Here is a 22,124-nt window from a genome sequence, read left to right as displayed (position 1 = left end):
ACCCGGAGAAAAGCCATGCCCAAGGGATACTGGATCGCTCGCGTCGATGTACGCGATGCGGAAGGCTACAAGGACTATGTCGCAGCTGCCAAGCTGGCCTTCGACCGCTTCGGCGCCAAGTTCCTGGCGCGCGGCGGCGCACATGAGAAGGCAGAGGGGCCGGGCCGCGACCGCAACGTGATCATCGAGTTTCCGTCGCTTGCGGCGGCGCATGACTGCTACCACTCACCCGAATACCAGCGCGCAGTCGCAATCCGCCAGAAGGTTGCTGACGGCGAAATCGTTCTGGTCGAAGGGATTTAGGCGAGAAGCCGGTTCGCCGCTGCCTCCGCCATCGCATCGGCGAGGCTCAGGCCCCATTGCCGGCGACAGTAATCGCGGAAATCGAAGCAGGGCAGGCCGGGACAGACCTCGAACTCGATGAGGTGCACGCTGTCGTCGGCTTCGACCCGGAAGTCGATGGAAAACACATCCCTCAGGCCAAGCCCGACCATCAGGCTTTCGGCGATGCGACGGATTCTGGCATCGGCTCGAGGCTGGCCGTCGGCGACCGGCAGCAGCGCCGGCTCTGTGTATGTTCCCGACGCTTTCGCCGCTTCGCCGGTATTACCGTAAAGCGCCAGGCTGTCCTGCATGGTCTGGAAATCGCCGCCCGAATCGACAAAGGCGATGCCCAACGCCTCGACGCCGGTATCCGGCTTCAATCCGAGAAAACTGGCCCGCGCGTTGCGCCCGGCGACATAGGGCTGGACCACGACATCGTCGCGATAGGCGGCGAATACGCGCCGGCTAAGCTCCAGCGCACGGCCGAGATCGTCGCAGCGCGAATCCGGCCAGATGCCGATCTTGGCGCCGAGCCGGTTCGGCTTGACGAACCAGCCGCCGGGCGAGGTCGGTGGCGCGACAAGCCAGGCACCGTCACGGGCGAGGCCCGCCTGCGGCACCGGCAGGCCAAGCGCGCCGAGCACGGCGCCGGATCGGAACTTGTCCTGACAGAGCGCGAACACCGCATCGTCGGCGCCGATCGCCTTCAGGCCGTTCAGCCGCGCCAGAGCTGGTGCTGCGCCGCCGCGGAAATAGGCAATGCCGTCGGTCAGCGTCCAGACAAGCGTGGTCTTCGGGTCCTCGCCGCTGAGAACGCTTGCGGCGTCGTCGAGCGTCACCGGCGCAAATGACAAGCCGCGCTTCTGGCAAGCGGTGGCAAGTGCGTCGAATTCAGCAGCCATATCGGTCGATTGCGCCAGATAGGAGGCGATTTCGGCGGCACGCTTCGGCACGTGGTTATCGGCGATCAGCCGATCGAAGCAGGCCTTTTCCGGCTCATAAACCAGGATCAGTTTCGGCTTGCGGGTTGACATGGGCGGGACGGCTCCTGGCAGCACGATTGCCTACCATCGCACGGCGAACGCATTCGGCTTGCGCGGAACCGACGTCGATCGGACGCCTGCACGACAGCAAGTGCCCATCTCTTGTTGACCATGATCTTTTCCGAACCAAAGGTTCGGGATCATGGTCAGCCGATCAGCACGCGCGGCTCGAAGCGACCATTGACCGGAATGTCGAGCATGAATGTCATGCCAGCTTGCGGGTCGAGCAGGCGCTGCTTCTCGCTCTTGCCCGACCAGGCGGAGGTGACCGCCAGCCGGTCGGCATTCCCGCCGACAAAAGCCGGACAGGACGGTTGCGTGACCGGCATCGCCACCGAACGGACAAGCTTGCCGTCGGGCCCATAGGCTTCGACGACGCTGCCGCCCCAGCAGGCGTTCCACAATATGCCGTCGCGGTCGAGCACCGAACCATCGATATAGCCCTTGGCCGAACGGTGATCGACGAAGATCTTCGGTTCGCCAACCGGCAGGCCGGTCGCCGGATCGCAGCCGACGCGCATCAACAGGCCGGTGCTGGTGTCGGTGTAGTAGGCAATGGTCCCATCTTCGGAAAAGCAGATCGAGTTGGGCACAGTAATGTCGGCATAAAGCCGGCGCAGCTCGCCCTTGAAGAACCAGTAGATCGAACCGGCGCCCTTCTCCTCGCCCTTGCCCATTGTGCCGACCCAGAGCGCGCCGCAAGGGTGAACGCGTGAATCGTTCGAGCGGGTAACCGTATTGTCGGCCTCGATGGGAGTGTGCAGCGTCAGCTTGCCGGTCGCGACGTCGCGGACATGCAGGCCAGTCTCGGTGGCGATCAGCTGACGCCGGTCGTCGATGACGGCAATGGCACTGGCCATCTGGTGGAGCTCGTGGATCTTGACGGCACCGCCGGACACACGTTTTTCCAGGAGCTGGCCGTTGACGATGTCGAACCAGTAGAGCGTGTCCGTGGCAGGGTCATAGCTTGGTCCCTCCCCGAGTTGGCAGACATGGTCGGAAAAAACCGAAACGATGGTCTCGCTCATCATGCCACTCCAAACGCCGCGTCCCAGGCCTGAACTGCGGCTTTCGCCCGTGCTGCCACTTCGTCGACGCTCATGCCCGGCTTGAACAGGCTGGAGCCAAGACCGAAGACGCTGACGCCGGCTGCCTTGTAGCCGGCAAAATCCTTATCCGAAACGCCGCCGACGGCGCCGACCAGCACACTGGCCGGCAGCACCGCGCGCATCGCCGAAATGCCTGCCGCGCCAAGCACGCTCGCCGGAAAGAATTTCAGTGCCGAGGCGCCCAGCCGGATGGCCTGGAATGCCTCGGTTGGCGTGAACACGCCGGGCATCGTCACCATGCCGTGCTGCATGGCACGGCCCATGACCTCGGCATCGATATTGGGGCTGACCAGCAGCCGCCCGCCGGCCTTGTGCAGGCCATCGACATCGGCGGCGGTGAGCACCGTGCCGGCGCCGACCAGGGCTGTCGGAGGAAGCGCTTGGACAATGCTGGCGATCGAAACGAAGGGCTCGGGCGAGTTGAGCGGCACCTCGATCGCTTCGATGCCGGCGCCGAAGACCGCCTGGCAGATCGCAACCGCTTCGCTTGGCTTGAGGCCGCGCAGGATCGCGACCAGACCCCGCTCGAGCTTTGGAAAAGGTGCGGTCTTTGTCATGCGGCAACTCCATTTCCGGCGATCATGCCATTTTCGCGCGCGGCTTCGGCAAGGCCGGCGCGCACCGCCTCGTCGGCGTCGACCGCCCTGAAAGCGAGCCCGGCAAGGCCGAGCGCCTCGGCATAGAGCGTGCCAAGTGCGCCCGACGCGATCAGCACGACTGGCACAGCGCTTGCTCCATAACGGCGATTTGCCGAAGCGATCTCGCCGCCGATCAGCAGGCCGGACAGGCAGGCGGCGGCATCCTCCGGCTTCAGGTCCTGCAACAGGCTGGCGGCGCGGATCGAGAACAGTCTTGAAACGATGTCACCGCCCTCGGCCAGCGCCTTCAGGCACCAGTCCCGGAAAAACGGACTTTCGGGGGCAACCGGCTTCGGCGGCTCGCCCAGCGAATGGCGCAAGATCGAGTGCGCGGCGAGCACAGAGAACAGCTCGCCGGTCGGCCAGGTGCCGAAGCCGGCAACGGAGCCGTCCTCGACCAGCACCCATTTCGAATGGGTGCCGGGCATGCATACGAGGTGACGTCCCTTTGCCGGCAAACCGGCGCCGGCTAGCTGGGTTTCCTCGCCGCGCATGACGTCAGGTGCATCGGCAAGACGTTGGGCAAGGCCGGGCACGATGCGGATATCACGGCGCTGGCCGGGGATGTGGGCAGCACCGGCGAGGATAGCGCCGATCGGCGCCGGCACGCTGACATAGGGCGCCTCCAGCCAGCCCTGGCGCGAACCGGCCATGCCGCAAATGATGACCGGCAGCGCCTCGGCTGCACCCATGGCGGCCAGATGCCCTTCGAGAATGGACGAAAATCCTTTGGCCTGGGCGGTGATCAGTCCGTCGTCGCCGCGCCGCTCGGCGAGAACCTTGCCGGTGCCGTCGAGCAGCCAGACCCGCATACGGGTGGTGCCCCAGTCGACGGCCGCGACGGACGCCGCCTTGCTCGGTGAGATCACAGGAACCCCCCGTCGACGATCAGCATCTGCGCAGTCAGCATGCGTGAAGCATCCGACGCCAGGAACAGCACGGTGCCGACGATATCTTCAGGTTGCATCACACGCTTGATGCATTGCTTCGCGACGTGCGCGGCGAGCGCCTCTTCGGTGACCCAGAGCTTTCTCTGCCGCTCGGTGATTACCCAGCCGGGCGCGATCGCGTTGACGCGGATGCCGTCGACGCCGAGCTTGCCGGCAAGACCCTTGGTAAGACCGACGATGCCGGCCTTGGCGGCGGTGTAGGCCGGCATATCGGGATGGTTGATGAGAAACGAGGTCGAGGTGAAGTTGATGATCGAGCCGCCGCCGGCCCGCTTCATGCCCGGGGCCACCGCCTGTGCGCTGAAGAAATGCGGGCGCAGGTTGATGGCATGGTTGTTGTCCCAGAACTCGACCGTGACGTCTTCCACGGCATGACGGTCATCCTGCGCGGCATTGTTGACCAGCACTGTGACGTCGCCATGCGCCTCGGCGGCTTTGGCGACTGATAGCCGCAATGCCTCGATGTCGCGTATGTCGGTCTTGAGATAGAGCGGCCGCCGGCCGAGCTCCTTGTCTAGCCGATCGGCCAGCGCCAGGCTCGGACGGTCGGCGATATCGATGAAGGCGACCTTTGCCCCCTGGCGAGCAAATCCCTCGGTCAACGCAGCACCAATGCCGGAGCCGCCGCCGGTGATCAGCACCGAAGCGTCTTCGAGGTCGGCAAAACGTGCCGATGGCGTCATGAATTCTCTCCCGGTCCAATGATCTCGGTCGGCCGGCGCGCATCCTATCCAGCCGTGTCGGGCGGGCAAGGGCGAAAGAGTGGATTATCAGGACTTATGTCCGACAAAAGGCCGCACGGCCCGCCGATAGATCAACTGCCCGGCCGGACGCGGTACAATTCGACGGCAGCTCCGCTGGTCCCAGCAACCGGCGCTAGCCATTCCGGCACGCTGCCGCGCATCAGCCCGGCAAGAAAGCCTGCCGGCGCCTTGGCGGCGAGGAGCTTGCTTTCGGCGCTGCCGGGGCACAGCGCGACGAGGCCGACGTGATGATCCGCCAGGATCGTCCTGGCATCGGCATCGGACCCAAGGAAGGCATCGAGCACCAGGAGGTTGCCGGCGACGTTGCGATGATAAGGCCCGGCGAAAACGCGATGCCCGGAATAGGCCAGGATCGGCGATCCGAGATTGGAAATTGCCAGCACCGTGGTGCCGGGCAGGCGGCCAAGTGCCGCAAAGGAGGCCATGCGGTGGCAAGCGACATCGGTGCCATTATCGGCCGTGGCTTTGCTGTCGTCGAAGGCTACCGAGGTCGCCGCGGCAGCCCCAGTCCAGACCGCATTCACCGAAACCAGCCAGGCGGCAGCCATGCGCAGCGCCACGCCACGCGACGGGCTGGCCTCGGCCCGTTGACGCCATTTGGCAATCCAGGCGGCAAGCGGGATGACAGCGAAGGCGATCGAGAATGTCGAACCGCGCACCTGCCAGGCGCTGACGATGAACGCCACGACAAGCAGCGCACCGACAAGGCTGTCCTGCCGTCGCCAGCCGCCACGGCCAAGGCGAAGCGCCATCAGCACGAGCGCAATGAGCGGCGTGGCATAGCGCGCGACCACCTCGGCCGGATCCTCGGCGAGCAGTTTGAACAGCGACTGCGCCTCGTCGATGTGATCAAGCCATAGCTCCTTGAGGCGCGGATCGAGATTGGCATAGGGCACTGCCAGGCATTGCGGAAACAAAAGGACGACGACAGTGCCCAATGCCAGTGCAAGCAGGCCAAGCGAGGCGAACCGCCGCCCACGCGTGCGGCCGGCGGGCTCGATCGACGCTATCGCCGCAAGGCCGGTTCCGGCAATCGCTGCGACGACGAACTGCACGGTCGAGAAGGCGTCGCATTGCGCCTGGCCCCAGGCGGATGGCGCAATGGTGGCGACAAAGACGAGAGCGGACACGCCGGCAAAGCCGAGGCCGAAATCCCTGGCGATCAGCCTCTCGCCATTGGCCTCGAGGGCAAACAGCGTGGCGACAGAGGCGCCGACGGTGGCGACATAAGGCGCGGTTTCCATGCCGACGGCCAGCATCAATCCGGCGCACAGGCCGGAGAGCAATGCCGCCGCCCTGCGCGACGGCGCTTCAAGCAGAAGGCTCAGGCTGGCCATGCTCAGCATCAGCTGGACATTGTGGTGATCGAGTGCGCCAGGCGAAAAAATGCCGAGGAAATACAGTGCGGCGGCACCGACGACGACAGCCGGCAGCACGGCGCCGTCACCGGCAAAGCTGCGCGCGGCGCGGGCGGTGAAAAACACGGTCAGGCAGAAGAGCAGCGCCGGCCACAGCACTTGAGCCACATTCTCGGCAAGGGCCGCGCTGCCGGTCAGGGCCGATACGGCGATGACGATGGCGGCGATCGGCGCATCGACCAGCCGCGACCAGTGCATGACGAAGCCGCCTTCCAGGCCCATCCGGTACTGGTGCAGATCGAACCAGCCCTGGCCGGCCAGCACGTCGCGAACTTCGACGAGGCGCAGCAGATTGTCGTTGTCGCCGCCGGCATTGGTCAATTCCGGGAAGCCGGCAAAGGCATTGACGGCCAGCGCCAGCAATGTGGCAAGCAGCGCCAGCGCGATCTCGGACCTCCAACTGGAGGCGCCATCGTCGGCTGTGCTCATATCAGGACCTTTGGAAGGAATACGGGGCGGTTTAAACCTAGCCTTAACAGCTTCAATAAATAGTAAAGCCGCCCGAGCGAGGCCGGCGTTTGAGCGGTCAGGGGCCTCACAGGGCATCCGGAGACGAAAATGCCACAAGAAGTGCGCCATGAGCCGAGCATCGCCGTGCTGCTGCCTTGCTACAATGAGGAGCTGACGATCGGCGAAGTGGTGCGGCGCTTTCGCGAAACGCTGCCTTCCGCCGCGATCTATGTCTACGACAACAATTCGCGCGACCTGACGGCGCTCCGAGCCCGCGCCGCCGGCGCCATCGTGGTGCGCGAGCCGCGCCAGGGCAAAGGCAATGTCGTGCGCCGCATGTTCGCCGACATCGAGGCCGACATCTACCTGATGGCCGACGGCGACGGCACCTATGCGCCGGAGGACGCGCCGCAACTGATCAACATGCTGCTGACCGAGCGCTCCGACATGGTGGTGGGCACAAGGCGCGGCGTCGCCAACGATGCCGGCAGGACGGGCCACGCCTTCGGCAACCGCATCTTCAACAGCCTTTACAAGCGGCTGTTCGGCTCGGACTTTACCGATATCTTCTCGGGTTACCGCGCCTTCACCAGGCGCTTCGTCAAGAGTTTTCCCGCCGTTTCCGGCGGCTTCGAGATCGAGACCGAAATGTCGGTGCACGCCTCGCAGCTGAAATTGCCGGTCAGCGAGATCGGGCTCGACTACGGCCGCCGGCCGAAAGGCTCCTCGTCGAAGCTGTCGACCTTTCGCGACGGCGCGAAGATCCTGTGGATGTTCGCCATGCTGATGAAGGAGACGCAGCCGCTGCGTTTCTTCGGCGCTTTTTCCGTGTTTTTCCTGGCATCGAGCCTGTTCCTGATGGCGCCGGTGCTGATCGAGTTCGCCGAAACCGGGCTCGTGCCGCGCATGCCGACCTGGGTACTGTCGGTCGGGCTGCTGCTGCTGTCGATGCTGGCGGCGGTGACCGGGGTAATCCTCGATTCGGTGTCGCGCGGCCGGGCCGAGCAGAAGCGCATCTTCTATCTGTCGATGCCTTCCGGTCGTGTCGAACGTGAACGTGCAAGCGCGCTCGCGACTTTGAAGGCCGGACCGCGCAAGACCCCGCGGGCGGCTTAGATTTCTAAATGGGACGCCTCGCCCGCTTCATTGTCGCCGGCGGCATCGGCTTCGTCGCCGACGCGGCGGTGCTTTGGCTGGTGCTGACGATAGCGCCGCTTGGCCCCTTCGCGGCTCGCATCATCTCGATCGGTTTTGCCCTGTCCGTCACCTGGCTGATCAACCGCCATCTGACCTTCTCGCCTTCCAGCCGCGGCATCGCGCAAGAGGGCGCACGCTACGGCGGCGTCGGCATCGCCACCAGCATCGTCAATTATCTCGTCTATTGCGCCATCCTGTTCGCGCTGCCGATGGTGTCGCCGCTGATAGCTCTTGCGGCCGCCTCGCTGGTTGCCATGGCGCTGTCCTTCCTCGGCTATTCCAAGCTGGTCTTCGACCGCTGAAGGCATCGCATTGGATCTGCGCCAAGCGAAGCGCAGCCTCATCATGACCTTGGCCGATTGGCAGAAGCCGCCGATTTCCTTATATCGCTGTCGTCGATGCATCGGCCCTAAAATCGGAATCGATTTTCCGACAGCACGATGCATGGATTCAAAAGTGTTGGAGCGTACTTTGTGCATCCAAGTGGATCGCCCCAAGTGCGCCGGAGAGCTGCCATGCCCCTGAAAGTCGCCGTCCAGATGGACCATATCTCCACCGTGTCGATTGCCGGCGACACGTCGTTTGCGCTGTCGCTGGAAGCGCAGCGGCGCGGCCACCAGCTGTTCCACTACACGCCCGACCGGCTGTCGCTGCGCGACGGCAAGGTGTTCGCCCGTATCGAGGAGATGCAGGTCCGCGACGAGAAGGGCAACCATTATTCGCTGGGCGAAGAAGTCCGCACCGACCTATCGGAGATGGACGTCATCCTTTTGCGGCAGGATCCGCCGTTCGACATGAACTACATCACCACCACGCATATCCTCGAGTGCATCCATCCGAAAACGCTGGTGGTCAACGATCCGGCCTGGGTGCGCAACAGCCCGGAAAAGATCTTCGTCACCGAATTTCCCGACCTGATGCCGGACACGCTGATCACCAAGGACCCGCTCGAGGTCGCGGCGTTCCGCAAGGAGTTCGGCGATATCATCGTCAAACCGCTCTACGGCAATGGCGGCGCCGGCATCTTCCATCTGCATGAGGCCGACCGCAACCTAGCCTCGCTGCTCGAAATGTTCGGCCAGATGTTCCGCGAACCGTACATCGTGCAGCGCTACCTCAAGGAGGTGCGCTCCGGCGACAAGCGCATCATCCTGATCGACGGTGAGCCGGTCGGCGCCATCAACCGCGTGCCGGCCGAGCATGATTCGCGCTCCAACATGCATGTCGGCGGCCGCGCCGAAAAAACCGAGCTGACGGAACGCGAACGCGAGATCTGCGCCCGCATCGGCCCCTCGTTGAAGGAGCGCGGCTTCATCCTTGTCGGCATTGACGTCATCGGCGACTACATGACCGAGATCAACGTGACCTCACCGACCGGCATACGCGAAGTGCGGCGCTTCGGCGGCGCCGACATCGCCAGCCTGTTCTGGGATGCGGTGGAGGACAAGCGTAACTAGTCGCTTCGGGAGCGCCGCGTTGCAAACATTGCAGCCGTTGCGTTCAGCATGTTCCCCAAATGTTCTTGCCTTCGCCGGGCGATTATATATTTGACAAACCCGGAACCATGTAGGAATATAATCCTGACAGGCCGGCAACCCAAAAGGAGTACCAGCTAATGAAAACTGCATCTGAGATGGCAGGGAAAAGACCGGCTTACGGTCTGGCTTCCGAGGCAGGAGTTATTTTCGCCGAGCCTGCACCTGAAGAAGACCATCTATCTTCGTCGTCATCACTTCCAAGTTATGATCGATTGCAGAAAGCGCTATTGCGATATGCTCTAAGGCTTCGGCGATTTTTTCGTCGGCCGCCATTGACCCGTTGAGATCTGGAGTTGGGCTAAAAGGACGGATAACGCCTTGCGGGCCTGTCTTACGGATACGTTGCATTGTGTTCCTCCCTCAAAGAGGCAGGAGAGCACGGATACTGAAATTTAGAAAGAAAAAGCGGCCCCGTGTCAGAATCGAACTGACGTCTCCGATTTAGAAGAAAGGCATCCTAACCACTAGACGAACGGGGGAGACATGCTCCCCTGCGGGCCGCACGGGCCTAATGACTGTCTATTGACGTAAAGTCAACCTGATCCGTAGGGGAATGTGCGGAATTCAGCTTGGAGATATTTTAGCGGATCATAACAAGAACGCTCTGGTCGTGTTACGTTGCGTAATTCGAATCGGAGAGAATCGTTTATGGCAATCCCACCGAAGAAGACCATTGCGCAGAAAACCAAAGAAGCGGCGAAACAGTTGGAGCTTGAACTAGTGCAGTTCAAGCTCGGCAAAACCGCGATCAGCTTCAACCTTGACGTTGACCACGAAACTATCTGGGCAACACAGGACCAGATCGCTTCGCTTTTTGAGCGCGAGCGCAGCGTCATTTCGAAGCATGTTGGTAACATTATCGAGGAAGGCGAACTGGAGGAAAGCGCAGTTTGTGCAAAATTTGCACAAATTGGTCCAAGCGGGAAACCCAGCCAAGTCACCCATTATAATCTCGATATGATCCTGTCGGTCGGCTACCGCGTCAGTTCGCCAAAGGCCACAGAGTTCCGCAAATGGGCCACAGCTACCCTGCGCTCCTATATCGTTGATGGCTATGCGATCAACGAAGCCCGTCTCAAGGACAGCCCGGCAGCGCTGCGCAAGCTGGCCGCCAGAATCCGTGAGCTTCGTTCCGACGAAAAGAACATATATGCTGCTGTCCGCGACTGCTTCAAAGAGGCTTCCTCTGACTACGACAACCAGTCTTCGGCCTGTCGCTCGTTCTTCGCGTTGATGCAGGACAAGTTCCTGTATGCGATCACTCAGAGCACCGCGTCTCAGCTGATTTTAGGTCGGGCAGACCGCAAGACAGCGAACATGGGCATTGTCCATTTCGCTGGTAACATGCCGTCCGTCACAGAGGCGCAGATCGGCAAGAATTATCTCGACAGCGACGAACTCTACATCCTGCACATTCTTTGCGAGCAGTTTCTGCTCTACGCCGAATCCAGCGCCATCCGGGGCAAAACGCTCAAGATGGCAGACCTAACGGCCAAGCTGGATAGCCTTCTGTCGGTCAACGATTACCCTGTCTTTAAGGGTTACAAGGACTTCCTGAGAGATAAGGCGATAAACCACGCAAAGGCTGAATACGCCATGTGGCAGCGCCGTCTATCGAAAGACGACCCGAAGAAGCTCACCCCGGCTTAGAAGCCTTTTTGGGCTTCTCTTCCTTCTGTGGCGGGGCCTTCGCCACCTTCTTCAACACGCGGTCAAAGGCTTCCTCTGACTGGTCGGTTTCCAGTTCGCGGGCGGCCTCGCGAAACTTGTCCACTTGGGACTCTGCTTTCTTTTGAGAATCGGCCATTGTCGCCTCATGTATCGGATGTATTTGGATGAAGTAGGCGTCGAGGCCATGAAGCGCCTGAACGACGACAACTTCCGCTATCTGAGCCTAACCGGCGCGATAATGAAAAAGGATCACGCCAGAGACTATCTGGTACCTGCGTTTGACCGGATCAAGGCCGACATTTTAAGCCAAGATCCGGACGCGCCGATATGCTTCCATCGCGTCGACATTAGGAATTCGCGCGGTCCATTTGAGCCACTAAAGGACCGAGACGCCAGAGAAGAATTCGACCGCCGTATTCTACAGGTTATGTCCGACGCCGACTATCGCATAATTACGGCTTTGATAGACAAGCAGTGGATGACGGAACAGGCACATTGGCGCCAGACCCACCCGTATCACTTCCTGATGGAAATCATTGTAGAGAAATTTGCGCACTTCCTCAGGCGTATGAATAGCACCGGCGATATCATGCCAGAGGCGCGCGGCAACAACCAGGACAAGGCCTTACAGCGTGAGTTCTGGACCTGTCGCACGATGGGGACAAGGTTTGCGGAGTTCGCTCTGACAAGGGCACGCATACCGTCTTCAAGCCTGAAATTCAGAACCAAGAAGGATAACATAGCCGGCTTACAATTGTGCGATCTGCTCGCCCACCCGAGCCATTACACAATCCGGCAAAACATGGGCCATAAGGTCCACTTGGGGCAGTTCTGCGAGAAAGTCTCAGAAATGCTTGTCCGCCAAAAATATGACCGGTCCTACTATGGGGACGTTCGAGGGTATGGCTTCAAACATATACCCTAAAACTAGAAAGGGGCTTGCGCCCCCTCCGATGGATTAATGTACCATCAAATACCGACCGCCGAAGCATCGGGTTACTAAGATTATGATCCTTTCCGCCAAAGGAATCAAGCCTTATTCCGCTTCCGAAACGGTTCGCCCCTCCAAAGAGGAAGCTTCAACTGCACCGGTTTCCGGTAATGATCCTTCTTGGCGTCAATAAGCTTGTCGGTAGGTAAGGCGCTTGCCCTTAGCGCCCTTCAAGGCGATCAGCGAACGCACGTTGTCCTCAACGCCCATGGCCGAACGGTTCGAATAGCGGAAATCGAACTCTGCCAGATAGCGGTGCAAATGGTGCTCGGCGCAATGCTGATAGACGCCCTTCATGCCGCGCTTGAAGATCGAATAGAAGCCTTCCACGGTGTTCGTGTGGACGATGCCGCGAACGTATTCCTCGCGACCGTGGTTGACCGTGCCGTGCGCGGCGAATTCAGGGCCGATGTTGTCGTAAACGCGGGTCTCGTCCGACATGAAAACGCTTTCCTTGTGGATGTTCGCGTTAACGATCGGCAGGACGCGGGCAACCGTGGCGCTGTCGATGTGGAACGAACGGGCAATGCCGCCACGCTCGACCAGCGTAAGGACGGTGTTCTTGTGAGCCGCGCCGGTCTTCTGCTTCGGAACGCCAGCGAGACGGCCAATGTAGGTTTCGTCCACCTCCACGAACTTGCCAGCGCCGCCCATGGGCGTGAAATCATCCGAGCGCATGGCCTCGCGAATGCGGTGCGACAGGAACCAAGCCGTCTTGTAGGTGCATTCCAGAACGCGGTGCAGCTGGTGCGAGGATATGCCCTTCTTTGACGAGCACATGAGGTGGATGGCCTGCAACCACTTGTGGAGCGGCAAATGGCTTTCCTCGAAGATCGTGCCCATGCGAACCGTGAACTGGGCACGGCAGGCGGCGCACTTGTACAGGCCGTGGCGCTCAACGCCGTTCGGGTTCTTCTTCGAAGCCTTGGAGCGAACGCCAGCCAGCGTGTAGTGCTTATCCATTGATCCGCACTTGGGACAGACCGGACCCTGCGGCCACAGCATGCCCTCGACATGCTCAAATGCGGCAGCTTCGTTATGGAAATAGGGGCGGGACAGAACTGACATGGCGATAACTCCTTGGAATCGTTATCGCTCATCCCGTTGGGTTTGTCAAATATATAATCGCCCTTCGCCGGAAATCTGTGGTTGTCTCCGGTGACGCCGTTCGCGGCATGATCGCAAAGGCTTGGGGCAAAAGCCTGCATCCGGGGTGACGACATGGTGGCGCGGGTTCGCACGGTTGCTTTCCAGGGCATCGAGGCCGTGCCGGTCGACGTGCAGGTGATGATCGCGCCGGGCAAGGTCAACATGCACATCGTCGGCCTGGCCGACAAGGCTGTAGCCGAAAGCCGCGAGCGGGTGCAGGCAGCACTTCATGCATCCGGCCTGTCGATGCCATCGAAGAAGGTCACCGTCAATCTGGCGCCCGCCGACCTGCCCAAGGAAGGCAGCCATTACGATCTGCCGATCGCGCTCGGGCTGATGGCGGCGCTCGGCGCCATTCCGGGCGACATGCTGGCCGGCTATGTCGTGCTTGGCGAATTGTCGCTCGACGGCACCATTGCCGCGGTGGCCGGGGCGCTGCCGGCGGCGATCGGCGCCAATGCCGAAGGCAAGGGCCTGATCTGCCCGTTCGCCTGCGGGCCGGAAGCGGCCTGGGCCGGCAAGGATTTCGACATCTTGGCGCCGCGCAGCCTGATCGCCATCGCCAATCATTTTTGCGGCACGCAGGTCCTGTCGCGGCCGGAAGCCGGCATCCATGCTTCGGCGCGCGACCTGCCCGACCTTGCCGACATCAAGGGCCAAGAGACCGCCAAGCGGGCGCTGGAGGTGGCGGCAGCCGGCGGCCACAATCTTTTGATGGTCGGGCCGCCGGGGTCGGGAAAATCGATGCTGGCGCAGCGGCTGCCGTCGATCCTGCCGCCGCTGGCGCCCAGGGAATTGCTCGAAGTCTCGATGATCGCCTCGGTGGCCGGCGAACTCGGCGAAGGAAAGTTGACCGACCGGCGGCCGTTCCGGGCACCACATCATTCGGCCTCGATGGCGGCGATGGTCGGCGGCGGCCTGCGCGTGCGGCCGGGCGAGGCCTCGCTTGCCCATCACGGCGTGCTGTTCCTCGACGAGTTTCCCGAATTCTCGCCGCAGGCGCTCGATGCGCTGCGCCAGCCGCTGGAGACCGGCGACTGCATGATCGCGCGCGCCAACCACCGCGCCACCTATCCGGCGCGCATTCAGCTGGTCGCGGCGATGAACCCGTGCCGCTGCGGCATGGCCGGCGAGCCGGGCTATCGCTGCCTGCGCGGCGACCGCTGCCGCACCGACTACCAGGCGCGCATTTCCGGCCCGCTGCTCGATCGCATCGATCTCAGGATCGAGGTGCCGGCGGTTTCGGCGAGCGATCTGATCCGGCCGGACCGGGCGGAGAAGAGTGCAGCCGTGGCACTGCGCGTCGCTCGTGCCCGTACGATCCAGCGTGAACGCTTCGAGCGGCTCGGCGCGACCTCCGCCACCACCAACGCGCATTGCTCGCCGTCGGTCATCGAGGAAATCGCCATGCCCGATGCCGCCGGCCTGTCGCTGCTGAGGGATGCCAGCGAAAAGCTCGGCTTTTCCGCGCGGGCCTATCACCGCGTCTTGAAGGTGGCGCGGACGCTGGCCGATCTCGAGGCCAGCGAGACGGTCGGCCGCATCCATCTGGCCGAGGCGATTTCCTACCGCATGAGCTCGGAGCGGATGGCACAAGCGGCGTAGGTTTCCCTCCCCCTCGAGGGGAGGGTGGCCGCGAAGAGCCGGGTGGGGTCGCCGGTGACGTGCTCTGCCTTTAACGTCTCCTCGATATGCGGCAGATCAAGATGGCACCCGTTATCGGTCGCTAAGACAATCCTCGTTCCCGTTCCTGTCGCCGGAATGGGAGTCGGCGCACTTCACGCAGGACTCCACCCAGCCCTTCGGGCCACCCTCCCCTCGAGGGGGAGGGGAACGCTGGCGACTATCGCGCCTGCTCTTTCGCCTTCAGTTCCAATCTCCGCGCGTGCAGCACCGGTTCGGTGTAGCCGTTGGGCTGGACGCGGCCCTTGAAGACGAGATCGCAGGCGGCGAGGAAGGCGATGGACTTGTCGAAATCCGGTGCCATCGGCCGGTAGAGCGGATCGCCTTCGTTCTGGCGGTCGACGATCGCCGCCATGCGCTTCATCGTCTCCATCACTTGCTCGCGGGTGCAGACGCCGTGATGCAGCCAGTTGGCGATGTGCTGCGAAGAGATGCGCAGCGTGGCGCGGTCCTCCATCAGGCCGACGTCGTTTATATCTGGCACTTTCGAGCAGCCGACGCCCTGGTCGATCCAGCGCACGACATAGCCCAGAATGCCTTGCGCGTTGTTGTCGAGCTCCTTCTGGATCTCTTCAGGCGACCAGTTCGGCCGCCTTGCTACCGGCACCGACAGGATGTCGTCGAGCCTGGCCTTGGGCCGGCTTTTCAGCGCCTTCTGGACGGCGTGGACATCGACCTTGTGGTAGTGCGTGGCGTGCAGGGTCGCCGCCGTCGGCGATGGCACCCAGGCGGTGTTGGCGCCGGCCTTGGGGTGCGCGATTTTCTCGGCCAGCATCGCCGCCATCAGGTCGGGCATCGCCCACATGCCCTTGCCGATCTGGGCGTGGCCGGCCAATCCGCATTCCAGCCCGATGTCGACGTTCCAGGCTTCGTAGGCGGCAATCCAGGCGGCCTGCTTCATGTCGCCCTTGCGGATCATCGGGCCGGCTTCCATCGAGGTGTGGATCTCGTCACCGGTGCGGTCGAGGAAGCCGGTGTTGATGAAGACGACGCGGTCTTTCGCGGCGCGGATCGCCTCCTTGAGGTTGACGGTGGTGCGCCGCTCTTCGTCCATGATGCCCATCTTGATGGTATTTTTGGCCATGCCGAGCAGCGCCTCGACGCGGTCGAAAATCTCGACGGCGAAGGCGACTTCGTCGGGCCCGTGCATCTTGGGCTTTACGATATACATCGAGCCGGCGCGGGAGTTGGCGCGGCGCCCGTTCACGCCGATGTCATGCAGCGCGATCAGCGCTGTCAGCGCCGCATCCATGATGCCTTCCGGTACCTCGTTGCCGTCGCGGTCTGATATCGCCGGATTGGTCATGACGTGGCCGACATTCCTGACCAGCATCAGCGAGCGGCCGGGCAAGGTCAGCGTGCCGCCATCGGGCGCGGTATAGGTGCGGTCGGGATTGAGCCTTCGGACAAAGCTCTTGCCGGCCTTGGTGATCTCTTCCGCCAAGTCGCCCTTCATCAGGCCGAGCCAGTTGCGGTAGACCAGCACCTTATCCTCGGCATCGACGGCCGCCACCGAATCCTCGCAGTCCTGGATGGTGGTCAGCGCCGATTCCAGCACGACATCGGCAATGCCGGCCGGATCGGTGCGGCCGATCTGGTTGTTGTGGTCGACAATGATTTCGATGTGCAGGCCGTTCTTGACCAAAAGGACGGCTTCTGGGTTGGCGGCATCGCCGCGATAGCCGGCAAACTGCTTGAGGTCGGCAAGCGTGGTGGCGCCGGCACCCTCGCCCAGCCGCAACAGGCCGTTGGCGACCGAAAGCCCGTTCACCCCCGCCCATTTGCCTGTCGTGAGCGGCACCGCCTCGTCGAAGAAGCTTTTCACCCAGGCGACCACCTTGGCGCCGCGCGCCGGATTGAATTTGTTGCCCTTCTCGGCGCCGTCCGTCTCCGGAATGGCGTCGGTGCCATAGAGCGCATCGTACAGCGAGCCCCAGCGCGCATTGGCGGCATTCAGCGCATAACGCGCGTTCATCACCGGCACCACCAGCTGCGGCCCGGCGACCAGCGCGATTTCCGGGTCGACATTTTCGGTGGTCACGCTGAAAGCCGGCCCCTCGGGCAGGAGATAGCCGATCTCGCGGAGGAAGCTCTTGTAGGCCTCCATGTCGACGGGCGCGCCATTGTCGCGATACCAGCGGTCGAGCTTGTCCTGCATGGCATCGCGCTTTTCGAGCAGCGCCCGGTTTTTTGGCGAGAGTTCATGGACGATCGCCGAAAAGCCGCCCCAGAATGCCTCCGCCTCGATGCCGGTGCCCGGCAGCGCCTCGTTCGCGACGAAATCATGAAGCTCGCGGGCAATCCGCAATCCGGCGATCTCGACGCGATCGGTCATCAGGGCTTCTCCAGGGCTTGGCCGGGTTGCCGGCACCGGGCGTTTGACATGCCATGGCTACAGGGTCAATTCGCTTAGGCCGAAGGTAGGGCATTTTCGCCGCCGGCCAAAGCTGCCGATCTCCCCCCTCGTGGGGGAGATGCCCGGTAGGGCAGAGGGGGGCGTGAAGGATCGCGGACCTTGCCATTTACGACCAGCCGCAAGTCTGAGGGCACAACAGCAAACGACCGAGACGTTGGCGGGACAGCGCCCCCCTCTGTCCTGCCGGACATCTCCCCCACAAGGGGGGAGATCAGCTAGTTACACCGCAATCCTTGGCCGTCCCGACGCCACCGCTACGACATGCGCCTCGATGAACATGCGCTGGCCCTCTACGGTGGAGACGCGGAACTCGCTGGCGATTTCGATCTCGGCGCTGTCGGTGCCGGCGTCCTTCGCCCGCCCGGCGGCAATCGCCCGCACATCTTTTTCCGCCGCGGCGATCGCCGCGGCCTCGTCATTGAAGTCGCGCACGATTTCGCCTGAAGCGACGCGGAACAGCCCTTCCTTGGGCTGGCTGACCCGCGCCTCGGCCGAGACCCGGACCTGGCCGACGACGGCGCCGAGCGCATTGGCGACGTCGGTATCCTGCGGCACCACGCAGTCATTGCCGACCAGCTCGGCCAGCCCGGCATAGTGCAGCGGCGCCGAGGCGCCGAGGCCGATGACCGGACGGTCGAGCGCGACGCTGAGACGGGCGATGCCGGGATGCGCGTCGACGGCGCGCTGGACCAGGGCATGGGCGACGGTCGCCGCGCCATCCAGCCCGTCTTCGGCAAAGGCCGTTTCCAGGATGACTTCCGCCGACAGGCGGGTCAGCGTGGTCAGCACCCGTTCCGAGATCGCCTCCGGCGAGGCGGCGATGAACTGGCCGCGGCCGTCACGCCTGCGCGCGAACAGCTCGGCACCCAGACGCGCCGCGGCCGGATCCCAATTGGCCTGCCTGCCCAGCACATGCGCGGCGTCCGACGGCGTGAAGCCAGCGATATGCACCAGCCCGCGCGACACCAGCCGGTTCAAGGTGGCGTTCTGGGCATTCGAGGTCAGCAATCTGTCGAGAGCCAGCGGCACGGCACCAATCAGCTCATAGAGTTTCGCCTCTGCGCCGGTCAGGCCAGCCGCCAGACGCTCCGGCACCCCGGTGCGCACCGCCAGGCGGCCATCCATGCGGCCGGGGTTGGGCGCGCGCAGCTGGCGTTCGAGCTCCGCCGTGACGGCCTCGCCATGCATCATGCCGGCCAGCGCCAGCGGCACCAGGCGGCGCGGCCCGAGCAGGATCTTCGGGCTGAGCACGCCGTCCTCCAGCGCCACTTCGGAATCGCCGCCGAGGCCAAAGGTGCGCATGGCGACCGCTTCGACCATGGTGCGGAACCCGCCGACGGTGGCGCCTTCCGGATCGAGCCGCGGCCGGCCCTTGTCGAGCACGGCGACGTCGGTGGTGGTGCCGCCGATATCGGAGACCACCGCATCGTCGAGGCCGGTCATGTGGCGGGCGCCGACGAGGCTGGCAGCGGGGCCGGACAGGATGGTCTCGATCGGCCGCTGGCGGGCGAAGGCGGCGGAAACCAGTGCGCCGTCGCCGCGCACCACCATCAGCGGGGCGGCAATGTTGCGTGCGGCCAAAAAGCCTTCGGTTGCCGCGACCAGCCTGTCGATCATCGAGATCAGCCTGGCGTTGAGCAATGTCGTCAGCGCCCGGCGCGGGCCGCCGAGCTTGGCCGAAAGTTCATGGCTGGCGGTAACCGGCAGGCCGGTCCTGTCGCGGATCAAATCGCGCGCGCTTAGCTCGTGCGCCGGATTGCGGGTGGCGAAATAGGCGCAGACGGCAAAGCCGGAGACCGACTTTTCCAATTCCGGCAAAGCTGCCTCCAGCCCGGACAGATCGAGGCTCGCGGCGTTGCCGTGCACATCGTGGCCGCCGGGGCAGAACACCACCGGGTCGGAGCCGAGCGCCGCCTTCAGCCCGTCGCGCGCAAGGTCGCCCTCGGCAAAGCCGATCATCACCAGCGCGACCCGGCCGCCCTGCCCTTCGACCAGCGCATTGGTGGCGAGCGTCGTCGACATCGACACCAGTTTTATCGCGGTCGGGTCGGTGCCGGCTTTTTGCAGCACGGCATCGACCGCGCCAGATATGCCGACCGCCAGGTCATGGCGCGTTGTCAGCGCCTTGGCCTTGGCCAGCACTTTTCCGTCGGGGCCGCCGGCTTCCGACCAAAGCACGGCGTCGGTATAGGTGCCGCCGGTGTCTATGCCGAGGAACAGGAGTGAGGGTTTGGTCTTGGCGGTCATATTCTGGCGGCGGTCCGGAGATTTTGTTCCCCGCCCTTAGCCGATACGGGCCGGCCGATAAAGCCGCGAGCGCTGGGCCACGACGAATATGCTGCAGGCTCGCCCAATGCCGGCAGGACAGAGGGGGGTGGGAAGGATCGCCGCCCTAACAGGTGCGAGCCGCGCCTAACGACCGCCTACCCCACAAACCCCACGCGCTTGTGCGATCCATCGCAGAACGGCTTGTTCGCGGAGTGGCCGCAGCGGCAGAGGAAGGCGCGTTGCGTACGGTCGACCGTGTGGCCGGTGCCGGTGACGATTTCGACATTGCCTTCGAGCTTGAGCGGGCCGTTGGTCGTCGGCGTGACGGTGAGCGGGCCATTCCGCGCTTCCAGCGCCGGCGTATCCTTCAGCGCCGGCTCGCCGGTGGCGGTGAAGCCTGCCTTGGCGTGGCTGCCGTCGCAGAACGGCTTGTTTTCCGAGGCGCCGCAGCGGCACAGCGTGGCGCGGAAGAACGTCTCGCCGCCCAGCACGATCTCGGCATGGACGGCCAGCGGACCGTTTTCCCTTATGCGCACGGTGTTGACCACCGGCGGCTGTTCCTGCGGCCCGCCATCCTTGCGGACATAGGTGATGGCGCCGGACGGACAGGCTTCGGCGAGCGCCACGATCTTCTCGACGCTGGCCGCCTCAGGGTGGATCCACTGGCCCGGCGCATTGGGCACGAAGACACGCGGATCGCCAAGCACGCAATTGCGCGAATGGATGCAGCGGCGCCCGGAAAAGCCGATATCGATCTTCTCGCCTTCGACCATGCCGGCCATTAGCTGTACTCCTCGCTGAAGGCATCACGTTATGGCGGCGGCCCTGACAGCGTCAAGCTGGCCGAGAGGCTGGGCTATCTCCCCCCTCGAGGGGGAGATGGCCGCATAGCGGCCAGAGGGGGTCGGCCCGACGGGGCTCGGCCTGCTGCTGCAGAACAGGTTGGCGCTCTACGCGCGGCTACCCCCTCTGTCGCCTTTGGCGACATCTCCCCCTCAAGGGGGGAGATTTGCCACATCACGGAACCAGATCGATTTCCTCGGTCTCGCCGCCACTGCAGGTGTAGCAGCAATCGTCGCACTTTTCCGTGTTGCCGGGGCCGACACCCCAATAGGTATTCTGGTCGCCATCGACCCAGGCACCGTAGCAAATCGATTCGCCGTCCTTGCAGGACAGCGGGATCGACTTGGTCTCGCCGTCGTTGAGATAATAATCCTGATTGTTGCCCGGCCAGACATGGTCGCGGTCCTGGCTGTAGAGCTCGACGCGCATGGCGTTGGGATGGCTGTTCCTGATCTCGAAAGTGACATCGCCGGCATGTGCGGCCGGCGCAAACAACGCGGCTATGAAGAGCGCCGCGGCAGCGCGGCGCGCGAAAGCGTAAGACAACATGATGATTCCCCCCGGAATGAAGCGGCCTGCCCGGCCGCGAGGGGGAACATGGCATGGTGGCGGGATGGGTGGAAGGGGTGCGCCATTTGCGCATCGCGAAAGGCGCAGCGTTGCTAAGCAAGACCCCTCTCCGGTTTGCTTCGCAAACCACCTCTCCCCACGCCGTGGGGCGAGGAATGCCAACCGCCGAAGCCTCACAGGACCTGGGTTCCTCGCCCCCACAAAGTGGGGGAGAGGTGGCCGCGAAGCGGCCGGAGAGGGGGCGGTCCGACCGGGCTCAACGCCCGGGCTTCAGCAGCGTCCAGATCCAGCCGATGAATGTGAGCACCAGGAAGGGATATCCGGCAGCGGGCAGCGGCGCCGAGGTCGGCAGCAAAGGCGCGCCCCACAGGATCAGGCCCACTGAGACGACAAACAGCAGGGCGGCCACGACAGCGGTGAGCCGCATCCACAGCGCGAAGGTTTTCGGCGCGCTGATCATGACCAGCGCTGCCGCCCAGAGCGAGATGCCGCCGACATAGGAGGGCACGCTGGCCTCAAGCCCCGCCGCATTGGCGGCGAGCAGCAGGCTTTCGCCGGCAAGGAAGGTCAGAAAACCGGCCGCCACCCAATCATTGCCCAGCCGCTGATACTTCATCGTCAACAGCGCGGTCGCCACCACGAGTCCGACGCCGTCGATCGTCCAGAATGTTTCGCGAAGGGACGCGCTCTCGACGAAGGTGCCGGCGAGGCCCAGAGCGCCGCCGATGGCAAGGCCGATCGCGGCGGTGATGTCGAAGGTGGAGCGCATGTTATGTCTCCCCAAGCCTAGGAGAGGATACGCCAATGCGGTAGGATGGTGAAGGACAGGGTTCAAGCGGAATGGTTGGAGCGTCCTATGCAAACCGGTTCCGTCGTCTTGGTCCCCGGTGACCTTGCCCCTCTGATCTAATCCGGTTTGAAGTTCGTTCTGGCCATCGAGAGGACCAGGACATGAAACGCAGCCGCTTCTCTGAAGAGCAGATCATCGGAATTTTGAAGGAACACGAGGCCGGGGTATCGGTTGCCGATCTGTGCCGCAAGCACGGGGTCAGCGACGCCTCGATCTACAACTGGAAGGCCCGCTTCGGCGGGATGGATATCT

At 63.4% G+C, this 22,124-nt stretch carries 22 protein-coding genes and 1 tRNA gene; 8 read left to right on the top strand and 15 right to left on the bottom strand.

Annotated features, from left to right (window positions below):
• Nucleotides 1–15 precede the first annotated feature (15 nt).
• Nucleotides 16–303 (top strand): DUF1330 domain-containing protein, encoded by a 288-nt coding sequence (locus tag NKH21_RS01920; RefSeq protein ID WP_023718908.1) that lies wholly within the window; start codon nt 16–18, stop codon nt 301–303.
• Here the strand turns inward: NKH21_RS01920 and NKH21_RS01915 are convergent.
• The 6 genes from NKH21_RS01915 to NKH21_RS01890 all read right to left on the bottom strand — a co-directional run bounded on the left by NKH21_RS01915 (nt 300) and on the right by NKH21_RS01890 (nt 6,675).
• Entirely contained in the window at nt 300–1,358 is a 1,059-nt protein-coding gene (locus tag NKH21_RS01915; protein ID WP_352663897.1) for a D-alanine--D-alanine ligase family protein, read from the bottom strand. The genes NKH21_RS01920 and NKH21_RS01915 overlap by 4 nt on opposite strands.
• A gap of 155 nt (nt 1,359–1,513) precedes the next feature.
• Nucleotides 1,514–2,395, bottom strand: a complete 882-nt coding sequence (locus tag NKH21_RS01910) for an SMP-30/gluconolactonase/LRE family protein (RefSeq protein ID WP_352663899.1) — start codon at nt 2,393–2,395, stop codon at nt 1,514–1,516.
• Nucleotides 2,395–3,033 carry a 2-dehydro-3-deoxy-6-phosphogalactonate aldolase gene (locus NKH21_RS01905; protein WP_352663901.1) on the bottom strand — a complete coding sequence of 213 codons (639 nt, stop codon included), beginning with the start codon at nt 3,031–3,033 and terminating at the stop codon, nt 2,395–2,397. The genes NKH21_RS01910 and NKH21_RS01905 overlap by 1 nt, the downstream gene beginning before the upstream one ends.
• On the bottom strand, nt 3,030–3,980 hold the full coding sequence (locus NKH21_RS01900) for a 2-dehydro-3-deoxygalactonokinase (protein WP_352863086.1): 951 nt from the start codon (nt 3,978–3,980) through the stop codon (nt 3,030–3,032). Before NKH21_RS01900 ends, NKH21_RS01905 begins: the two co-directional genes overlap by 4 nt.
• Nucleotides 3,980–4,747, bottom strand: coding sequence for an SDR family NAD(P)-dependent oxidoreductase (locus NKH21_RS01895; RefSeq protein ID WP_352862912.1), 768 nt, complete (start codon nt 4,745–4,747; stop codon nt 3,980–3,982). Before NKH21_RS01895 ends, NKH21_RS01900 begins: the two co-directional genes overlap by 1 nt.
• Before the next feature lie 131 nt (nt 4,748–4,878).
• Nucleotides 4,879–6,675 carry a GtrA family protein gene (locus tag NKH21_RS01890; RefSeq protein ID WP_352862911.1) on the bottom strand — a complete coding sequence of 599 codons (1,797 nt, stop codon included), beginning with the start codon at nt 6,673–6,675 and terminating at the stop codon, nt 4,879–4,881.
• 129 nt (nt 6,676–6,804) lie between these two features.
• Here NKH21_RS01890 and NKH21_RS01885 point away from each other — a divergent pair, with 129 nt between their 5' ends.
• The 3 genes from NKH21_RS01885 (at nt 6,805) to gshB (ending at nt 9,350) form a co-directional block, all read left to right on the top strand.
• The gene (locus NKH21_RS01885) at nt 6,805–7,812 is read left to right on the top strand and encodes a glycosyltransferase (RefSeq protein ID WP_352862910.1); all 1,008 of its coding nucleotides are present in this window, start codon (nt 6,805–6,807) and stop codon (nt 7,810–7,812) included.
• An 8-nt stretch (nt 7,813–7,820) separates the two neighbouring features.
• Nucleotides 7,821–8,195, top strand: a complete 375-nt coding sequence (locus NKH21_RS01880) for a GtrA family protein (RefSeq protein ID WP_352862909.1) — start codon at nt 7,821–7,823, stop codon at nt 8,193–8,195.
• A gap of 213 nt (nt 8,196–8,408) precedes the next feature.
• Nucleotides 8,409–9,350 (top strand): glutathione synthase, encoded by a 942-nt coding sequence (gene gshB, locus NKH21_RS01875; RefSeq protein WP_352862908.1) that lies wholly within the window; start codon nt 8,409–8,411, stop codon nt 9,348–9,350.
• A gap of 222 nt (nt 9,351–9,572) precedes the next feature.
• Here the strand turns inward: gshB and NKH21_RS01870 are convergent, their stop codons facing one another.
• Both NKH21_RS01870 and NKH21_RS01865 read right to left on the bottom strand, forming a co-directional pair.
• Nucleotides 9,573–9,779, bottom strand: a complete 207-nt coding sequence (locus tag NKH21_RS01870; RefSeq protein WP_352862907.1) for a hypothetical protein — start codon at nt 9,777–9,779, stop codon at nt 9,573–9,575.
• Nucleotides 9,780–9,838: 59 nt separating this feature from the next.
• Nucleotides 9,839–9,909 (bottom strand) — tRNA-Arg (locus tag NKH21_RS01865).
• 170 nt (nt 9,910–10,079) lie between these two features.
• On the opposite strand from NKH21_RS01865, the gene rhuM reads away from it, so the two are divergent.
• On the top strand, nt 10,080–11,081 hold the full coding sequence (gene rhuM / locus NKH21_RS01860) for a RhuM family protein (RefSeq protein WP_352862906.1): 1,002 nt from the start codon (nt 10,080–10,082) through the stop codon (nt 11,079–11,081).
• On the opposite strand, the gene NKH21_RS01855 is transcribed toward rhuM, so the two are convergent.
• The gene (locus tag NKH21_RS01855) at nt 11,068–11,238 is read right to left on the bottom strand and encodes a DNA-binding protein (protein ID WP_352862905.1); all 171 of its coding nucleotides are present in this window, start codon (nt 11,236–11,238) and stop codon (nt 11,068–11,070) included. The two genes, rhuM and NKH21_RS01855, sit on opposite strands and share 14 nt — an antisense overlap.
• 9 nt (nt 11,239–11,247) lie before the next feature.
• Between NKH21_RS01855 and NKH21_RS01850 the strand changes: the two genes are divergently transcribed.
• A complete protein-coding gene (locus NKH21_RS01850) occupies nt 11,248–12,027 on the top strand; it encodes a DUF3800 domain-containing protein (protein WP_352862904.1) in 780 nt (259 codons plus the stop codon).
• Nucleotides 12,028–12,219: 192 nt separating this feature from the next.
• Here NKH21_RS01850 and NKH21_RS01845 read toward each other — a convergent pair whose 3' ends face one another.
• The gene (locus tag NKH21_RS01845; protein ID WP_352862903.1) at nt 12,220–13,161 is read right to left on the bottom strand and encodes an IS1595 family transposase; all 942 of its coding nucleotides are present in this window, start codon (nt 13,159–13,161) and stop codon (nt 12,220–12,222) included.
• A gap of 153 nt (nt 13,162–13,314) precedes the next feature.
• On the opposite strand from NKH21_RS01845, the gene NKH21_RS01840 reads away from it, so the two are divergent.
• On the top strand, nt 13,315–14,847 hold the full coding sequence (locus tag NKH21_RS01840) for a YifB family Mg chelatase-like AAA ATPase (RefSeq protein WP_352862902.1): 1,533 nt from the start codon (nt 13,315–13,317) through the stop codon (nt 14,845–14,847).
• Nucleotides 14,848–15,085: 238 nt separating this feature from the next.
• Here the strand turns inward: NKH21_RS01840 and NKH21_RS01835 are convergent, their stop codons facing one another.
• The 5 genes from NKH21_RS01835 to NKH21_RS01815 form a co-directional block, all read right to left on the bottom strand.
• Nucleotides 15,086–17,260, bottom strand: coding sequence for a malate synthase G (locus NKH21_RS01835; RefSeq protein WP_352862901.1), 2,175 nt, complete (start codon nt 17,258–17,260; stop codon nt 15,086–15,088).
• A 300-nt stretch (nt 17,261–17,560) separates the two neighbouring features.
• Nucleotides 17,561–19,588, bottom strand: a complete 2,028-nt coding sequence (locus tag NKH21_RS01830; protein ID WP_352862900.1) for a hydantoinase/oxoprolinase N-terminal domain-containing protein — start codon at nt 19,586–19,588, stop codon at nt 17,561–17,563.
• Between the two features lie 176 nt (nt 19,589–19,764).
• Nucleotides 19,765–20,391 (bottom strand): CDGSH iron-sulfur domain-containing protein, encoded by a 627-nt coding sequence (locus NKH21_RS01825; RefSeq protein ID WP_352862899.1) that lies wholly within the window; start codon nt 20,389–20,391, stop codon nt 19,765–19,767.
• Between the two features lie 235 nt (nt 20,392–20,626).
• Nucleotides 20,627–20,998, bottom strand: coding sequence for a hypothetical protein (locus tag NKH21_RS01820; RefSeq protein ID WP_352863084.1), 372 nt, complete (start codon nt 20,996–20,998; stop codon nt 20,627–20,629).
• 280 nt (nt 20,999–21,278) lie between these two features.
• Entirely contained in the window at nt 21,279–21,791 is a 513-nt protein-coding gene (locus tag NKH21_RS01815) for a hypothetical protein (RefSeq protein ID WP_352862898.1), read from the bottom strand.
• 182 nt (nt 21,792–21,973) lie between these two features.
• On the opposite strand from NKH21_RS01815, the gene NKH21_RS01810 reads away from it, so the two are divergent.
• The coding region (locus NKH21_RS01810; protein ID WP_352862881.1) for a transposase at nt 21,974–22,124 on the top strand (151 nt) is incomplete at its 3' end.

It is taken from the genome of Mesorhizobium sp. M1329, from assembly GCF_040318035.1.
GTDB lineage: Bacteria > Pseudomonadota > Alphaproteobacteria > Rhizobiales > Rhizobiaceae > Mesorhizobium.
Note: the sequence above shows the minus strand (reverse complement) of the source record. Positions and strands in the feature narration are given on the sequence as shown.

What these genes read in the sequence shown, in the direction of transcription:
- NKH21_RS01920 (WP_023718908.1), top strand. Translation starts at nt 16, where the DNA reads ATGCCCAAGGGATACTGGATCGCTCGCGTCGATGTACGCGATGCGGAA.
- NKH21_RS01915 (WP_352663897.1), bottom strand. Translation starts at nt 1,358, where the DNA reads ATGTCAACCCGCAAGCCGAAACTGATCCTGGTTTATGAGCCGGAAAAG.
- NKH21_RS01910 (WP_352663899.1), bottom strand. Translation starts at nt 2,395, where the DNA reads ATGAGCGAGACCATCGTTTCGGTTTTTTCCGACCATGTCTGCCAACTC.
- NKH21_RS01905 (WP_352663901.1), bottom strand. Translation starts at nt 3,033, where the DNA reads ATGACAAAGACCGCACCTTTTCCAAAGCTCGAGCGGGGTCTGGTCGCG.
- NKH21_RS01895 (WP_352862912.1), bottom strand. Translation starts at nt 4,747, where the DNA reads ATGACGCCATCGGCACGTTTTGCCGACCTCGAAGACGCTTCGGTGCTG.
- NKH21_RS01890 (WP_352862911.1), bottom strand. Translation starts at nt 6,675, where the DNA reads ATGAGCACAGCCGACGATGGCGCCTCCAGTTGGAGGTCCGAGATCGCG.
- NKH21_RS01885 (WP_352862910.1), top strand. Translation starts at nt 6,805, where the DNA reads ATGCCACAAGAAGTGCGCCATGAGCCGAGCATCGCCGTGCTGCTGCCT.
- NKH21_RS01880 (WP_352862909.1), top strand. Translation starts at nt 7,821, where the DNA reads ATGGGACGCCTCGCCCGCTTCATTGTCGCCGGCGGCATCGGCTTCGTC.
- gshB (WP_352862908.1), top strand. Translation starts at nt 8,409, where the DNA reads ATGCCCCTGAAAGTCGCCGTCCAGATGGACCATATCTCCACCGTGTCG.
- NKH21_RS01870 (WP_352862907.1), bottom strand. Translation starts at nt 9,779, where the DNA reads ATGCAACGTATCCGTAAGACAGGCCCGCAAGGCGTTATCCGTCCTTTT.
- rhuM (WP_352862906.1), top strand. Translation starts at nt 10,080, where the DNA reads ATGGCAATCCCACCGAAGAAGACCATTGCGCAGAAAACCAAAGAAGCG.
- NKH21_RS01855 (WP_352862905.1), bottom strand. Translation starts at nt 11,238, where the DNA reads ATGGCCGATTCTCAAAAGAAAGCAGAGTCCCAAGTGGACAAGTTTCGC.
- NKH21_RS01850 (WP_352862904.1), top strand. Translation starts at nt 11,248, where the DNA reads ATGTATCGGATGTATTTGGATGAAGTAGGCGTCGAGGCCATGAAGCGC.
- NKH21_RS01845 (WP_352862903.1), bottom strand. Translation starts at nt 13,161, where the DNA reads ATGTCAGTTCTGTCCCGCCCCTATTTCCATAACGAAGCTGCCGCATTT.
- NKH21_RS01840 (WP_352862902.1), top strand. Translation starts at nt 13,315, where the DNA reads ATGGTGGCGCGGGTTCGCACGGTTGCTTTCCAGGGCATCGAGGCCGTG.
- NKH21_RS01835 (WP_352862901.1), bottom strand. Translation starts at nt 17,260, where the DNA reads ATGACCGATCGCGTCGAGATCGCCGGATTGCGGATTGCCCGCGAGCTT.
- NKH21_RS01830 (WP_352862900.1), bottom strand. Translation starts at nt 19,588, where the DNA reads ATGACCGCCAAGACCAAACCCTCACTCCTGTTCCTCGGCATAGACACC.
- NKH21_RS01825 (WP_352862899.1), bottom strand. Translation starts at nt 20,391, where the DNA reads ATGGCCGGCATGGTCGAAGGCGAGAAGATCGATATCGGCTTTTCCGGG.
- NKH21_RS01815 (WP_352862898.1), bottom strand. Translation starts at nt 21,791, where the DNA reads ATGCGCTCCACCTTCGACATCACCGCCGCGATCGGCCTTGCCATCGGC.